The following is a 16,565-nucleotide window of genomic DNA, read 5'->3' on the forward strand; positions in this document are numbered from 1 at the left end:
ACCGAACATTTCATGGCTAATTATTTCAATTGCTTGAAAAGGTGATACTTTTGGCTTATATATTCGATTACAGATTAAAGCATGATAAACATCTACAATACCAATAATCTTTGCGTATAAATGTATTCTTTCTCCTTTTTCCTTTAGGGGATAACCACTGCCATCTATACGTTCATGATGTTGTAAAACGCCTATTTTTACTCCATTATTTAATGATGGTATATTTTGTAACATTTTATAACTATATGTAGGATGTAGTCTTATTTCTTGTAAATCTAACCTATTTAGTTTCTTTTGACTAAGTATAGCTGGGTTAACTTTTGCCATGCCACAATCACTTAGACACCCTGCCAACACTACTTGATTACACTCTGCACGATTAAAATTCATTCTTTTGGCAAGATATCCAGAAATTAATCCTACAGCTACAGCATGATGGAAAATATATTCCTGTTCATCTTCCACATCGTTTTGAAGAAATAATATATGAACTGGCTCTTTTTCCAAATGTTCGAATAAAGGAATCATATATCCTCTTACCTTATTAATATCAACTGTAGCACCTGACTGCCAGCGCATAAATTCCTTTTTATATTCATTTACTGTTTCTTGATATTTAAGTTTAAAATCAAATAAGTGGTTTTTTGCATTTTTACTAGTCTTTTGGTTTTCACTTGAAATTGACTGATTATGATTTTTTATATTTCTTTTCTTAACGGTAGAACTGGATACAACAACTTCTTTAATCTGAAATGCTTTTAATACATCAATAATTTCTCTTGTAACAATCGTATTTTTCGGTACAATTGGATTTTTTGTCAACCCAATTACACTTTCCGTAATAATGAAACCTTCTTTTAACTTTGATACTCCAATTATCATTCGTCCCACCCTTACAACCAATTTATATATTCAAAATATTCCTTCATTAACATTAATGATTATGATAACGAATGTTTTTCTATCAGTATACATCATCGTAGTTAAATTTATCATTTTACTATCCTTTAGTATATATTATTTCCCTAGCTAAATAAAAAGGGTAGTCCGTCTATGGAACTACCTTTTTTATTAACTATTTGCTGTTATGCCTATTCTTCTACATCTTCTCTATCGTTTTCTAGTTCTTCTATTTCATTCGTTTCATGAGTTGAATTTTGTTCAGAATCTAATTCAACTTCTTCTTTTTCTTCCTTTTCCACTTTCGCTACGGCTGTTACCATGCTATCTTCCGCAAGACGAATAAGTCTTACACCCATTGCGTTTCTTCCTGTTCTTGATATTCCGTCCACTGCCATTCGGATAATGATGCCACTATCAGTTATAACCATAATATCCTCATCTTCTGTCACTGGCTTCATTGCAATAAGTTGCCCATTTTTTTCCTGGATATTACACGTCCGAATACCTTTACCGCCTCGATTTTGAATACGATAATGATCGGCATGTGTTCTCTTTCCATATCCTTTTTCTGTTACTACGAGTACGTCCTGATGTTCTTCCAAAATTTCCATACCAATAACTTCATCATCTGCAACTAATGAAATTCCTTTTACACCTGATGCAGTACGTCCCATTGATCGTACATCAGTTTCATTAAAACGAATGAGCATACCTTTTTTTGTACCAATGATAATATCCTTAGAACCATCTGTTAACCGTACAGAAATTAGTTCATCCCCTTCACGTAAATGAATGGCGATTAATCCATTATTGCGTATATTTGCAAAGGCAGATAGAGGACAACGTTTGGATATTCCTTGTTTTGTCGTGAAGAAGAGATATAATTCCTTATCCAACTTCTCAACAGGTATCATTGCATTAATGGACTCATCTTTATCAATTTCTAATAAATTTATTATTGGTAGTCCTTTTGCAGTTCTTGAATACTCTGGGATACGATAACCTTTTGTTTTATACACTTTTCCTTTGTTCGTGAAAAATAGAATCGTATCATGTGTAGACGTTGTAATTAAGTTTTCTACAAAGTCATCTTCATTTGTACCCATACCTTGAATTCCTCGACCACCACGTTTTTGTGAACGGTAAGTTGAGGAAGGGGTACGTTTAATATAGCCATTACGGGTTAGAGTAATAATAATTGACTCTTCTGGAATTAAATCTTCATCATCAATATCTTCCAGACCACCAAACGTAATTTCTGTTAATCTTTTATCATTATAACGTTCTTTAATTTCTGTTAGTTCTTCACGAATAATATTTAGTATTTTTTCTTCGTCAGCTAAAATTGCTCGTAATTCAGCGATTAATGATTGAAGTTCGGCATATTCCTCTTCAATTTTTTCCCGCTCTAAACCAGTTAATCGTTGCAAACGCATATCTAAAATAGCTTGTGCTTGCTTTTCAGAAAGGCCAAAACGAGACATTAATCCTTCTCTCGCAATTTCAGTTGTTTGCGAACTTCTAATTAAATTAATAACTTCATCGATATGATCAAGAGCGATACGTAATCCTTCCAAAATATGTGCTCTTGCCTCAGCCTTATTTAACTCATACTGCGTTCTTCTTGTAATAATTTCTTTTTGATGTTCTAAATAGTAATATAATATTTGTTTCAAATTTAGTACTTTTGGCTGCCCACCAACAAGAGCGAGCATATTAATGCCAAATGTTGTTTGTAATGCTGTATGTTTATATAAATTATTCAATAATACATTTGCGTTAACATCTTTTCTTAACTCCATTACAATTCGTAAACCGCTCCGGTCGGATTCATCACGTAAAGCTGTTATTCCATCAATTCTTTTTTCTCTAGCTAATTCAGCAATTTTTTCGATTAATTTTGCTTTGTTAACTTGATATGGAATTTCTGAAACGATAATGGCGTGTTTTCCATGCGCCAATTCTTCAATTTGGACTCTTGCTCTTAAAGTAATAGAACCTTTTCCTGTTTCGTATGCTTTACGAATTCCACTTTTACCTAAAATTAACCCAGCTGTTGGAAAATCAGGGCCTTTTATGTACTGCATTAGCTCTTCTATTGTAATATCTGGGTTATGACTTAAAGCTAATAATCCATCTATAACTTCACCTAATTGATGTGGAGGAATATTCGTTGCCATCCCAACAGCAATCCCTGTCGTACCGTTAACTAATAGATTTGGAAAACGTGATGGAAGTACAACTGGCTCCTTTTCTTGGCCATCGTAATTATCTTGATAATCAATCGTGGCTTTATTAATATCACGGAGCATTTCCATTGAAATTTTCGACATTCTTGCTTCTGTGTAACGCATAGCAGCTGCAGAATCTCCGTCAATTGAACCAAAATTTCCATGACCATCAACAAGCGGATAACGATAACTAAAATCTTGAGCCATCCGAACCATCGTCTCATAAACAGCTGAGTCCCCGTGTGGATGGTATTTACCAATTACATCCCCAACAATACGTGCACTTTTCTTGTATGGTTTATCAGCGACAATTCCTAAATCGTTCATTGCATATAGAATTCGGCGTTGAACTGGTTTTAAACCATCTCGCACATCTGGAAGGGCACGGGATACAATAACGCTCATTGCATAGTCTAAAAATGACGTTCGCATTTCTTTACTAATATTGACTTCTTGTATATTGGAGTTAGGTGTATCCATTAGAGTCAACAACCTCCTTATCGAGTTGTTTTATTTTGTCATTCGCCCAATTTTTACCATAATTGTGAAGTATATTTCTATCCTATAGAGTGATAAAAGACTAAACGTACTGTCTAGTCTCTTATCAAAACTAAATGTCTAGATTCTTAACGTAGACAGCATTTTCTTCAATAAATTGTCTTCTCGGTTCAACACGGTCACCCATTAACATTTCAAAAGTTTCATCCGCTTCAATTGCATCACTTAAATGAACTTGTTTTAAAGTTCGATGAGCAGGGTCCATTGTCGTTTCCCATAATTGTTCTGGATTCATTTCTCCTAGACCTTTATATCGTTGAATACCTGGTTTAGGCTGTGCAGATAATGTTTTTAAAATTTCCTCTAACTCTGTATCACTGTACGCATATTCAATCCTTTTCCCTTGTTGAATTTTATATAAAGGAGGTTGGGCAATATATACGTAGCCTGCTTCAATAATTTGCCTCATATATCGATAGAAAAATGTTAATAATAATGTTCGTATATGAGCACCATCGACATCTGCATCAGTCATTATAACAACCTTATGATACCGTGCCTTTGAAATATCAAAATCCTCACTAATCCCAGTACCGATAGCTGTAATCATTGCACGAATTTCTGCATTTGAAAGGATGCGATCCAGCCGTGCCTTTTCAACATTAAGAATCTTACCTCGTAATGGTAAAATGGCTTGAAAGTGACGATCTCTCCCTTGTTTAGCAGATCCACCCGCTGAGTCACCTTCAACAATATATAATTCACATATTTCTGCTTCGTTTGAAGAACAGTCTGCAAGCTTACCAGGGAGACTTGAAATTTCTAGTACATTTTTTCGACGAGTAACTTCTCTTGCCTTTTTTGCTGCAACTCTAGCTCTTGCTGCAAGTATTCCCTTTTCAACAATTTTCCTTGCTACAGTTGGATTCTCTAATATAAATTTTTCGAATGCTTCCGAGAATAATGCATCTGTAATTGTTCTTGCCTCAGAATTTCCTAGTTTTGTTTTTGTTTGTCCCTCAAATTGTGGATTTGGGTGTTTTATTGAAATAATGGCTACTAAACCTTCACGGACATCTTCACCTGTTAGATTTTCATCCTTATCCTTTAAAATTCCATTTTTACGTGCGTAATCATTAATTACTCTTGTTAACGCAGCTTTAAAACCAGATTCATGAGTCCCGCCCTCATACGTATGAATATTATTTGCGAAAGAATAAATAATATTTGTATAGCCATCATTGTATTGTAAAGAGATTTCAATTTGTATCCCTTCACGCTGAGCTTCAATATAGATTGGTTCCTCAAATAATACTGTCTTGGATTTATTTAAACTACTTACGTATGACTTTATTCCACCTTCATAATGGAATTCCTTTTTCTTATTTTCTTCACGCTTATCTTCAAGAATAATTTTTAAACCTTTATTAAGGAAAGCTAATTCTCTAATCCGTTTCGCTAATGTATCAAATTCATATTCAAGAGTTTCGGTAAAGATTTCTGGATCAGGAGTGAAATGCGTCGTAGTTCCTGTATGGTCCGTTTCCCCAATTACTTTTAAATCAAATAACGGAATCCCACGTGAATATTTTTGATAGTGAACTTTTCCGTCACGATGAACAAAAACTTCAAATTCCACAGACAACGCATTAACGACAGATGCACCAACACCGTGAAGGCCACCAGAAACTTTATATCCTCCACCGCCAAACTTTCCCCCTGCATGAAGGACCGTGTGAATGACTTCAACAGCAGGGCGTCCTAGTTTTTCTTGGATATCAACTGGAATACCACGACCGTTATCTTTTACAGTTATACTGTTATCTTCTTCTATGATTACGTCAATTTGTGTACAATATCCGGCTAAAGCCTCATCAATACTATTGTCCACAATCTCCCAAACAAGATGATGTAGCCCTCTTGAACTAGTTGATCCAATATACATACCTGGCCGTTTTCTTACCGCTTCTAGTCCTTCTAGCACTTGAATCTGATTTGCATCATAGGAAGTATCTTGCCATTTATTTTCTTCCATCAAAACATTTCACCTAACTTTCTCTATACTGACGACTTTTCTTACCTGTATAGAACGAAGATCAAATTAATTGTCCTTTACTCACTTTGTATATATTGGCATTTTTCATTGTTTCATGGTTTATTCCGTCAATACTTGTTGTTGTTACAAAGGTTTGAACTTTCCCTTGAATTGTACTTAATAAATGAGACTGCCTATAATCGTCTAATTCTGATAAAACATCATCTAACAGAAGAACAGGAAATTCACCCATCTCATTTTTAATTAATTCAATCTCAGCTAGTTTAACGGATAATGCTGTTGTGCGCTGTTGACCTTGCGAGCCATATATTTGAACATCCCGACCGTTCACTTTAAAAATAAGATCATCACGGTGTGGTCCTAATAAGGTTACGCCACGTTCGACTTCTTTTTCTTTCATCGTTATAAACTTTTCTTGATATGCATTAACCATTTTCGACAAACCATCTTCTTCTGATACATCGATACTCGTTTTATAGTGAATCTCTAAATTTTCAAGTCCTCTTGATATACTCATATGGATTGATTTTGCCCATTCTTGTAGTAACTGTATAAATTCAATTCTTTTTGCCATCACTTTTACAGCTAACTCGATCAGTTGTTCAGTATAAATATCTAACATCATGTAATCTGTTTGTTTTTTTGACTGTAGTAATCTTAAATATTGATTTCTTTGATGTAGAACCTTTTGATACTGAGAAATATCATGTAGATAAATAGGGGATACTTGTCCAATTTCCATATCGATAAAACGACGCCTTACACTTGGACTCCCTTTAACAAGATTTAAATCTTCTGGGGCAAACATAACAACATTAATATTCCCGATGTATTGACTTAAACGAACTTGTTCGAGATGATTACACTTTGCTTTTTTTCCCTTTTTTGTAATGATTAATTCAAGAGGAATCGTATTATTCTTTTTTTCTATCCATCCTTCTATTTTAGCATATTCTTTGTCCCAATGGATAAGTTCTTTATCATTTGATGAGCGATGAGACTTTGCCATTGCTAACACATATATGGCTTCCATCAAATTTGTCTTTCCTTGAGCATTTTCGCCAATAATGACATTGACTTTATTTTCAAAAGGAACGGAAAGAGAATCATAATTGCGGAAATTTTTAATATCTAGTTGTTTTATGTGCATCGCATACATCCTTTAAGCGTCATGAATGATAATAAAAGAATCAACACCTTTTATTTCTACCTGATCACCGTTTCTCAATTTCCTACCTCTTCGTAATTCTAGTTGTCCGTTAACGAATACTTCATTTTCCTCTAAAAACCGTTTAGCCATTCCACCAGATTGAATTAAGTCAATCATTTTCAAAAATTGACCTAAAGTAATATATTCTGTGTCAATTTTTAATTCTTTATCCATTTTTTGTATCGGTCCTTTCTAACTACTCTAATGATTATTTTACTAAATATTTGAAAAGAAACAAAGTCTATGAATAGAATCTATCTCGTTGTTGTAGGGACATATGATGGTAAATTTTGAGGGAGCTGCTTCTTTTATCAAAGAGTAGGGCGCTTCTATTATGAAGCACCCCCAAAAAAATTATTAAAATGTTCGAACTGGTAGAATTAATTGCAAGATTGTTTCATCTTGATCTGTTTTAATTACGAATGGTCGCATCGCCCCAGTGAAGTAAATGGTCACCTCAGAACCATCAATTGCTCGTAGTGCATCAATCATATATTTTGCACTGAAGGAAATTTTTATTTCTTCACCTTCAACTGATAAACCTTTCACTTTTTCGACAACTTTACCAATTTCCGGTGTATAGGAAGAAATTTCCAATATTTCTTGATCTAAAGTTGCAAATTTCACGACATTATTTTTACCTTCTCGTGCGAGTAGTGATGCACGATCCACTGCTTGTAAAAAGTCTTTCGCATTTATTTTTACTTTTGTTTTACTATCAGTTGGAATTAATTTCGAAGTATCTGGATATTTCCCTTCAAGCAAACGGGAATAAAATAACAAATGTTTCGCTTTAAACAATATTTGATTATCTGTAACAAAAATATCTATCGGCTCTTGCGTATTGTCCTCCAGTACTTTTATTAGTTCACTTAAACTTTTCCCCGGAATAACGATACTATTTTCTTGCTTTTTATCAGTTTCATCATTAGATTTTAGAAATTCTTTTTGTAATGTTACTTTCTTTAAAGCTAGGCGATGACTATCTGTTGCCACTGCGATTAATTCATTATTTTCAAAAACCCAATGCACACCTGTTAATATGGGTCTTGTTTCTGATTGGGAAACTGCAAATACAGTTTGTTTAACTAACGTAATTAATAAATCTGTTGGTAACGATAAGCGATTTTCACCCTCGATTTGTGGAAGTCGTGGATATTCTTCAGCATCTAGACCGTGAATAATAAATTCTGCATTTCCTGAACGAATAACCGTTTTAAATTGATCTTCTACTGTTATTTCAACAATGGACTCTGGTAATTTTCTAACAACCTCACTAAAAAAGCGAGCTTGTAATACAATGGACCCTTTTTCTATAATATTTACATTTTCTATATCATTTTCTTCTTTTGGTATAAATGATTTTATTGATATATCGGAGTTACTACCTGTTAAAGCAACACCTTCATCCGTAGCATCTATTTTGATCCCGATTAATATTGGAATTGTTGTTCGGGATGCTACAGCTTTCATTACATCTTGTACACTTTTTGTTAACCGTTCTTTCTGAATGAAAAACTTCATTTTTTTTCCTCCAATATATAATTAAATAAAAATAAAAAATAGAAGTAATAGTAATATAGCCTGTGAATTTGTGGATAAGTATATTTTCTAACGTAAAATAAAGTCTATCCACATGTGGACAGACTGTGCATAGCGAGTAAAAGATATTAACATTATTAACTATTCTATTATAAATGATCATTGAATAATTGCGTATAAAGCTTGTATAAAATTAAGATTTTATTTTATTCTCAAGTTCTTGAATTTGCTTCTCAAATTGAGGATCTGTGCTTATAAGATTTGATATCTTTTCATGGGCATGAATAACAGTAGTATGATCTCTCCCACCAAATTCTTCCCCTATTTTTGGTAAAGAAAAGTCCGTTAATTCCCTTGATAAGTACATAGCAATTTGTCTTGGGAAAGCAATTGATTTTGTACGCTTTTTAGCAGTGAAATCTTCTAATTTAACACCGTATTGTTCACCAACAATTCGTTGAATATCTTGAATCGTAACAATTTTTGGTTTCGAGCTTGGAATGATACTTTTTAATGCTTCTGCAGCTAAATCAGCATTTATATCTTTATTTTCTAAAGATGAATAAGCAACAACACGTATAAGTGCACCTTCTAATTCCCGTATATTGGAATCAATTTGATTAGCAATATACAACATGACTTCATTTGGTATATCTAAACCTTCAGCCTTTGCTTTTTTTCTTAAAATAGCAATTCTCGTTTCTAAATCTGGGGGAGTAATATCCGTAATAAGTCCCCATTCAAAACGTGAACGTAGGCGGTCTTCTAGTGTAGGAATTTCTCTTGGTGGTCGATCACTTGAAATAATAATTTGCTTATTTTCTTCATGTAATGTATTAAACGTATGGAAAAATTCCTCTTGGGTTGACTCTTTTCCCGCTAAAAATTGAATATCATCAATTAGTAAAATATCAACATTTCGATATTTGTTACGAAAATCATCTGGTCGATTATCACGAATCGAATTAATGAATTCGTTTGTAAATTTTTCAGATGTTAAGTACACGACTTTTGCCATTGGATTATGTTCTAAAACATAATGACCAATTGCATGCATTAAATGGGTTTTCCCGAGTCCAACTCCACCATAGATAAATAGAGGATTATATGCTTTTGCTGGCGCTTCTGCAACAGCGAGTGATGCAGCATGGGCAAAACGGTTTCCAGACCCAATGACAAAAGTATCAAATGTATATTTTGGATTTAACATATGTTGGACAGAGTCTACCGATGTGTCTGGCTTTGGCTGCTGCTTTTTACTAGGTGTGGACATTAATAAAGGATCGTCTAAATTTGTTTCAGGAATAACAAATTTAAGAGACATATTTTCGCCAATAAGTTCATATAAAATTTCTGTAAGTATTTCTTTATAATTTCCATCGAGCCATTCTCTTGCAAAATCATTGGGCGCTTCAACAATTAAATTTTTTCCGTTTAGGGCGATTGCCTTTGTTGATTTAAGCCAAGTTTCAAAGCTCGGTTTACTAATTTTTTTTTCAATGACTTTCAACGTTTTTCCCCAAAGGTCATCGATATTTTCCAATGGCCGCTACCTCCTTGACCTTTACCTCTTGGCCGTTCATAAAAACATATTACTTCTGTGGATAAACTATATTATAGTAAAAAAGACATTTTTCAACAAAAACCACGGATGTGGATAATTATTTCTCAACAAATTTGAATAACTTATACACATGTTATTAACAATTTGTGGATAAGTTGGGAATTTGAATAACTTATCCATAGTTAAAACACATACCATCATATCAAAGTATCCCTTATTCCGCAATGCTTATAAAAAAATATCCACAAAACAAAATGACTGTTGATAGAAAATATCCACAAGGTGAGACTATGTGAGAAAAATGTCGATAAACTGTGAATGAATGTCTAGTGGTGTCGAAATACTATCCACAAGTTGTCCATATATAAATTTTTTTAGCGACTGTTGATTGGAAACGTTCGATAAAAAAGTTTCCTAAATGAAAAAGGATAAAAAATTTTTATGGTAAAATACAGTAAGTTTCCTACAGTGCTTGACATAAGAGGGGCAATGTTTTTATAATATTAAAGACTGTCGTGAATTGTTTTCCTCATAGGGAGGTGTCATACATGAAGAGAACGTATCAACCAAATAAAAGAAAAAGAAGTAAAGTACATGGATTCCGTGAAAGAATGAGTACGAAAAACGGTCGTAAAGTAATTGCTCGCCGTCGTCGTAAAGGAAGAAAAGTATTATCTGCATAGGCCACTGACCCAATCAGTGGTCTTTTTTACAATTTCATTCATTTATCTGTTTTTATTTGTCTAATTCTAACTAGATGCGGTAATAATTGAAAATATACGTTTGTCAATAAACAGTGTAGGTGTTTTCTGTGAAAAAAGAGTACCGAATAAAGAAAAATAAGGAATTTCAAATTGTCTTTAAAAATGGACAATCTTTTGCGAATAGGCAATTTATTATTTATAAATATCCTAATATCGAGTTCAATCACTTTCGACTTGGATTATCCGTAAGTAAAAAAATAGGAAATGCAGTTACGAGAAATCAAGTGAAGCGCTACATAAGACAAGTGTTCCATGAATTAGAAACTGATGTTGATTCGCGATTTGATTATGTTGTCGTTGCAAGAAAGCCTGCTAGTACAATGAATTATCATGAAGTAAAAAGTAGTTTAATACATGTTTTGAAAATAGCTAAAGTTTTACCTCGAAATTTTAAGAATCATAATCATAGTTAAAGTAGATACGACAATATAGTCGATATAGAAAGTGAAATCAAAAAAGTAAGATGGAATATCTCTATCAATACAGCTAGGAAAAATGATAAAATACATACAGTATGAAAAGGGAAAGAGTATTTACGTAAACAAAGGATAACTGGGGAAATTGAACGGGAATAAGTATGAATATTTAACAGGGGGAATTATGTGAGTGAAAAATAAAGCTTGGATTTTACTAACTGTCGTCTTAGTCAGTATTTTATTATCTGGGTGTGCTGAAATTAATGAACCAGTTACGAAAGATTCCACCGGCATTTGGAATGAATTCATTGTTTATCCTTTATCATGGAGTATGATAAAAGTTGCTCATTTAATTGGTGGTCCATGGGGGTTTGGGCTATCAATAATCGTCATAACCATACTTATTCGCATGGCTATTTTACCATTGATGATTAAACAGATGAAAAGTTTAAAAGCAACGCAAGCAATACAATCAGAACTAGCAAAGTTACGTGAAAAATATAAATCAAATGATGCTCTTACACAACAAAAGTTACAACAAGAGCAAATATTATTAATGCAAAAGTATGATATTAATCCAATGGCAGGTTGTTTACCAATTTTAATACAGATGCCTATATTATTAGGATTTTATCATGCAATTATGCGTACAGAAGAAATAAAAGGGAATTCTTTTTTATGGTTTGATTTAGCATCACCTGATCCATTCTTTATGCTGCCTATTTTAGCGGGTATATTTACTTTTGTTCAGCAAAAGGTGATGACAAAAGGACAAGAGGCGAATCCACAAATGGCGATGATGTTATGGGTTATGCCAATTATGATTATTATCTTTTCTATATATTTACCAGCAGCATTACCTTTATACTGGATTATCGGGAATATATTTTCCATCGTACAATCTTATTTTATCAATACTCCTGAAGTGATAAGTGGAAAAACAGAACTGGCTGCTGGACATATGGGAGGTAAGAAAAAGTGAGAGAAATAACGGCTACTGGCCAATCAGTTGAAGAAGCAATACAGTCAGGACTAGCTCAATTACATGTTACGAAAGAGCAAGTAGAAATAAATATTATTGATGAGGGGAAAAAGGGGATCTTTGGTATTTTCGGAACTCGTCCATCTATTGTTAAATTGACTATCAAAATAAATCCAGTAGATGCCGCAAAGGAATTTTTAACAAGTATATGCAAAACGATGGACATTGATATTCAAATTGAATCTAAAACGGATGGAAAACATGTACTTTTTCAAATAACAAGTGATAAAGCAGGTTTATTAATTGGAAAAAGAGGCCAAACATTAAATGCATTACAGTTACTAACTCAATTAGTTTTAAATAAAAATAGTGAAGAATATATGACCATTCGTTTAGATGCTGAAAATTATCGTGAAAAAAGAGAGGCTAGCTTAATTCAGTTAGCTAATCGAATCGCAGCAAGAGCAATAAGAGAGAATAAGGAAATTTCTCTTGAGCCAATGCCTTCATTTGAAAGGAAAGTCATTCATGCAGCATTAGCTACGAATAAACATATAAAAACGTATTCTGAAGGAACAGATCCACATCGGCATCTAGTCATTTCTCCAAAATAGCTTAATAGTAACTAAACTCAATAATAAATCGTTTAATCATTTAGCATTCCTTCCCCGTTTATAAATAGGAGGAAGGATTTTTTAATAAAGTAATAAGAAAGCTATGCCCTCTTAAAATGAAGAGATTCGGGCATAGCTTTTTCATTGCTCTGTTAGACGAAAGAACAATGATGGGAACGTTGTTTTTAAGATATCCACATGTTTACTATTGAAAAATAGCGTTTATAATTATTAAAATAATTGTTATCAACATGTGGATAAGATAAAATTAAGTGTATATGAGCATTTTGTTATAAAAATAAATCTATTTAAAGGTATATTGATGTAGTGATAAGGGTGAGTATAATAAAATAGATAAAATTGGAATAGGTGATGAAATTAAAATGGATATAGATACAATTGCGGCAATTTCTACGCCATTAGGAGAAGGGGCTATAGGAATCGTTCGTATATCTGGTCAAAACGCATTACCAATCATTGATAACATATTTAAAGGACCTTCGGGAAAAAAACTTCGAGAAGTTCCTTCACATACAATCCATTACGGACATATATTTGACCCAAAAGAGCAGAAGATTATCGAAGAAGTAATGGTGTCTGTTATGAAAGCACCTAAAACTTTTACTCGTGAAGATGTAGTTGAAATAAACTGCCATGGTGGCTTACTTTCGGTTAATCGGGTATTAGAATTAGTCTTAACCCATGGTGCTCGTTTAGCAGAGCCCGGTGAATTTACGAAAAGAGCATTTTTAAATGGCCGCATTGACTTATCGCAAGCGGAAGCAATTATGGATTTAATTCGCGCAAAAACGGATAAGGCGATGAATAATGCGATAGGTCAGTTAGAAGGACGACTATCTAAACAAATTCAAAAATTACGTGAAGAACTACTTGCTGTATTAGCACAAGTAGAAGTAAATATCGATTACCCGGAATACGATGATGTAGAGGAAATGACAAATAAACTTTTTGCTGAAAAAGCTTTGTATGTAAAAACAGAAATTAATAAGTTATTGGAAACAGCAAAACAGGGGAAAATATTAAGAGAGGGTATTCGAACGGTAATTATCGGTCGTCCGAATGTCGGTAAATCATCGTTATTAAATAGTTTTGCTCAAGAAAACAAAGCGATTGTTACAGACGTTCCAGGAACAACAAGGGATGTAATTGAAGAATATGTAAATGTTCGTGGAGTGCCTTTAAAATTAATTGATACAGCGGGTATTCGTGAAACAGAGGATCTTGTAGAAAAAATTGGGGTCGAACGCTCACGTAAAGTATTACAAGAGGCAGACTTAATTTTATTTCTTTTAAATAATAATGAACAATTAACCGATGAAGATCGAAATCTATTCGACACAATTAAAGGAATGGACGCCATTATCGTTATTAATAAAACGGACTTACATCAACAAATTGATTTAGAAGAAGTAGAAAGACGAGCTGAAGGCCGTAAAATCATTCATATTTCTGTCAAAGATGATCAAGGGATTGAAGACTTAGAGGAAACCATTGCGAATATGTACTTGTCCGGAAATATTGAAACCGATGATTTAACTTATGTATCGAACGCAAGACATATTAGTTTACTTCATCAGGCGCATCAATCTATTAGTGATGCACTTCAAGGGATAGAATCTGAAATGCCAGTAGATTTAGTTCAAATTGATATGACAAAAACATGGGAATTATTAGGGGAAATTATTGGTGAAACGGTCCATGATGAATTAATTAATAAATTATTTTCACAATTTTGTTTAGGAAAGTGATGTATTGGAGGTAGTTAAATGCAAACATATGAAGCGGGGAATTATGATGTAGTTGTCATTGGAGCTGGACATGCCGGTTGTGAGGCAGCTCTTGCTACAGCAAAGATGGGAGCAAAGACAGCGATCATTACAATTAGTCTTGATATGATTGCTTTCATGTATTGTAATCCATCGATTGGAGGACCGGCTAAAGGAATTGTTGTCCGGGAAATTGACGCATTAGGTGGAGCGATGGGGAAAGTAATTGATAAAACAGCCATTCAAATGCGCATGTTAAATACAGGAAAAGGGCCAGCTGTACGTGCTTTACGTGCTCAAGCTGATAAAGTATCCTATCAACAAGAAATGAAAAATATGTTAGAAAACGAACCGAATCTTGAACTAATCCAAGGGATGGTTGAGCAGCTAATTGTTGAGGACGGAGTTTGTACCGGAGTCATTACACATACGGGTGCCGTTTACCATGCGAAAACGGTCATTGTAACAACAGGTACATTTTTACGTGGAGAAATTATTATCGGTGAATTGAAATACTCAAGTGGTCCAAATAACCAACAACCATCGATAAAGTTGTCTGAAGATCTGGAAAAACTCGGGTTTGACTTAGTTCGTTTTAAAACAGGTACGCCACCACGAGTAAATGGAAAAACAATTGATTATACAAAGACAGAAATCCAACCAGGAGACGAAAAACCTCGGGCATTTTCTTATGAAACAACAGATTATATGATAGATCAGCTTCCTTGTTGGTTAACTTATACAAATGAAGAGACTCATAAAATCATTGACGCAAACTTACATCGAAGTCCAATGTTTTCAGGAATGATTAAAGGGAGAGGACCTAGATATTGCCCTTCAATTGAAGATAAAGTTGTCAGATTCCATGATAAACCACGTCATCAAATCTTTTTAGAACCTGAAGGAAGGAACACGGAAGAAGTTTACGTTCAAGGATTATCAACAAGCTTACCAGAAGAAGTTCAACATGAATTACTAAAAACAATTCCTGCGCTAAAAAATGTAAAAATGATGCGTACGGGTTATGCAATTGAATATGATGCCATTACTCCGACTCAATTATGGCCAACGTTAGAAACAAAAGCAGTAAAAAATCTTTATACAGCAGGTCAAATTAATGGAACGAGTGGATATGAGGAAGCTGCTGCACAAGGATTAATGGCTGGTATCAATGCTGGATTAAGGGCATTAGGAAAAGATAAAAAAGTGATTTTACAACGCTCAGATGCTTATATTGGGGTTTTAATTGATGATCTTGTTACGAAGGGGACAGTTGAACCTTATCGATTACTAACTTCAAGAGCAGAATATCGACTATTACTTCGACATGATAATGCTGACCTTCGTTTGACTGAGATTGGGTATGAATTAGGATTAATTAGTGAAGAACGTTATCAACAATTCCTTAATAAGAAGGAAAAAATTGAAAATGAAATGAAACGATTAAGTAAAATAAGAATTAAACCGAATGAAAAAACACAGGAACTTATTCGAAGTATTGGTGGTAGTGAATTAAAAGACGGGATTTTGGCAAGTGATCTACTCAGAAGGCCTGAAATTAAATATGAGCATATTAAATTACTAGCTCCAAGTGAAGTAGAATTGTCACATGAAATAGAGGAACAAGTAGAAATTCAAATAAAATATGAAGGATATATCGGTAAAGCATTACAACAAGTAGAACGACTTAAAAAGATGGAAGAAAAGAAAATTCCATTTGATATTGATTATGATGCAATAAGTGGTCTAGCAAATGAAGCGAGAGACAATTTGAAAAAAGTTCACCCTCTAACATTAGCTCAAGCATCAAGAATATCGGGAGTCAATCCGGCTGACATATCCATCTTATTAATTTATTTAGAACATGGTAAAATTGCGCGCGTATCGAATGATTAATCCGGTTTACAAAAAATGTTTCAGGTGGGATTTGTTGGGGTTCAACAAATTCCTTTCCTGTCTATAAAATCTAGTTAATAAATGCAAATTGCCAGAAAGAGT

At 33.7% G+C, this 16,565-nt stretch carries 13 protein-coding genes (1 of these 13 only partly in view); 6 read left to right on the forward strand and 7 right to left on the reverse strand.

The window, feature by feature from the left end; all coding sequences use genetic code 11:
- The 7 genes from BN2144_RS05670 to dnaA form a co-directional block, all read right to left on the reverse strand.
- Positions 1-882, reverse strand: the 5' portion of a protein-coding gene (locus BN2144_RS05670) for an HD-GYP domain-containing protein (RefSeq protein ID WP_033827332.1). It extends 222 nt beyond the left edge of the window; 882 of the gene's 1,104 nt are visible here — the first part of the coding sequence; its start codon is at positions 880-882; its stop codon lies beyond the left edge, outside the window.
- A 209-nt stretch (positions 883-1,091) separates the two neighbouring features.
- On the reverse strand, positions 1,092-3,614 hold the full coding sequence (gene gyrA, locus BN2144_RS05675; RefSeq protein WP_033827333.1) for a DNA gyrase subunit A: 2,523 nt from the start codon (positions 3,612-3,614) through the stop codon (positions 1,092-1,094).
- Between the two features lie 130 nt (positions 3,615-3,744).
- Positions 3,745-5,667 (reverse strand): DNA topoisomerase (ATP-hydrolyzing) subunit B, encoded by a 1,923-nt coding sequence (gyrB, locus tag BN2144_RS05680; protein ID WP_033827334.1) that lies wholly within the window; start codon positions 5,665-5,667, stop codon positions 3,745-3,747.
- A 61-nt stretch (positions 5,668-5,728) separates the two neighbouring features.
- A complete protein-coding gene (gene recF, locus BN2144_RS05685; RefSeq protein ID WP_033827335.1) occupies positions 5,729-6,838 on the reverse strand; it encodes a DNA replication/repair protein RecF in 1,110 nt (369 codons plus the stop codon).
- Positions 6,839-6,850: 12 nt separating this feature from the next.
- Entirely contained in the window at positions 6,851-7,072 is a 222-nt protein-coding gene (gene yaaA / locus BN2144_RS05690; RefSeq protein ID WP_033827336.1) for a S4 domain-containing protein YaaA, read from the reverse strand.
- A 183-nt stretch (positions 7,073-7,255) separates the two neighbouring features.
- Positions 7,256-8,422 (reverse strand): DNA polymerase III subunit beta, encoded by a 1,167-nt coding sequence (gene dnaN / locus BN2144_RS05695; protein ID WP_033827337.1) that lies wholly within the window; start codon positions 8,420-8,422, stop codon positions 7,256-7,258.
- 211 nt (positions 8,423-8,633) lie between these two features.
- A complete protein-coding gene (gene dnaA, locus BN2144_RS05700; protein WP_033827338.1) occupies positions 8,634-9,983 on the reverse strand; it encodes a chromosomal replication initiator protein DnaA in 1,350 nt (449 codons plus the stop codon).
- 569 nt (positions 9,984-10,552) lie between these two features.
- Here dnaA and rpmH point away from each other — a divergent pair.
- The 6 genes from rpmH (at position 10,553) to mnmG (ending at position 16,463) form a co-directional block, all read left to right on the forward strand.
- Complete coding sequence (gene rpmH, locus BN2144_RS05705) at positions 10,553-10,687, forward strand: 50S ribosomal protein L34 (protein ID WP_033827339.1); 135 nt, start codon at positions 10,553-10,555, stop codon at positions 10,685-10,687.
- Positions 10,688-10,815: 128 nt separating this feature from the next.
- The gene (gene rnpA, locus BN2144_RS05710; protein ID WP_033827340.1) at positions 10,816-11,181 is read left to right on the forward strand and encodes a ribonuclease P protein component; all 366 of its coding nucleotides are present in this window, start codon (positions 10,816-10,818) and stop codon (positions 11,179-11,181) included.
- A gap of 193 nt (positions 11,182-11,374) precedes the next feature.
- Entirely contained in the window at positions 11,375-12,166 is a 792-nt protein-coding gene (gene spoIIIJ, locus BN2144_RS05715; RefSeq protein ID WP_033827341.1) for a YidC family membrane integrase SpoIIIJ, read from the forward strand.
- Positions 12,163-12,780, forward strand: coding sequence for an RNA-binding cell elongation regulator Jag/EloR (gene jag / locus BN2144_RS05720; protein WP_033827342.1), 618 nt, complete (start codon positions 12,163-12,165; stop codon positions 12,778-12,780). The genes spoIIIJ and jag overlap by 4 nt, the downstream gene beginning before the upstream one ends.
- A 383-nt stretch (positions 12,781-13,163) precedes the next feature.
- Positions 13,164-14,549: a tRNA uridine-5-carboxymethylaminomethyl(34) synthesis GTPase MnmE gene (gene mnmE / locus BN2144_RS05725; RefSeq protein ID WP_033827343.1), complete on the forward strand. Its 1,386-nt coding sequence runs from the start codon at positions 13,164-13,166 to the stop codon at positions 14,547-14,549.
- Positions 14,550-14,567: 18 nt separating this feature from the next.
- The gene (gene mnmG, locus BN2144_RS05730; RefSeq protein ID WP_033827344.1) at positions 14,568-16,463 is read left to right on the forward strand and encodes a tRNA uridine-5-carboxymethylaminomethyl(34) synthesis enzyme MnmG; all 1,896 of its coding nucleotides are present in this window, start codon (positions 14,568-14,570) and stop codon (positions 16,461-16,463) included.
- Positions 16,464-16,565: the final 102 nt, after the last annotated feature.

Origin of the sequence: Bacillus andreraoultii, assembly GCF_001244735.1 — a bacterium.
GTDB classification, from domain to species: Bacteria; Bacillota; Bacilli; order Bacillales; family Caldibacillaceae; genus Caldifermentibacillus; species Caldifermentibacillus andreraoultii.

What these genes read in the sequence shown, in the direction of transcription:
- dnaN (WP_033827337.1), bottom strand. Translation starts at nt 8,422, where the DNA reads ATGAAGTTTTTCATTCAGAAAGAACGGTTAACAAAAAGTGTACAAGAT.
- mnmG (WP_033827344.1), top strand. Translation starts at nt 14,568, where the DNA reads ATGCAAACATATGAAGCGGGGAATTATGATGTAGTTGTCATTGGAGCT.
- gyrB (WP_033827334.1), bottom strand. Translation starts at nt 5,667, where the DNA reads ATGGAAGAAAATAAATGGCAAGATACTTCCTATGATGCAAATCAGATT.
- rpmH (WP_033827339.1), top strand. Translation starts at nt 10,553, where the DNA reads ATGAAGAGAACGTATCAACCAAATAAAAGAAAAAGAAGTAAAGTACAT.
- yaaA (WP_033827336.1), bottom strand. Translation starts at nt 7,072, where the DNA reads ATGGATAAAGAATTAAAAATTGACACAGAATATATTACTTTAGGTCAA.
- gyrA (WP_033827333.1), bottom strand. Translation starts at nt 3,614, where the DNA reads ATGGATACACCTAACTCCAATATACAAGAAGTCAATATTAGTAAAGAA.
- mnmE (WP_033827343.1), top strand. Translation starts at nt 13,164, where the DNA reads ATGGATATAGATACAATTGCGGCAATTTCTACGCCATTAGGAGAAGGG.
- recF (WP_033827335.1), bottom strand. Translation starts at nt 6,838, where the DNA reads ATGCACATAAAACAACTAGATATTAAAAATTTCCGCAATTATGATTCT.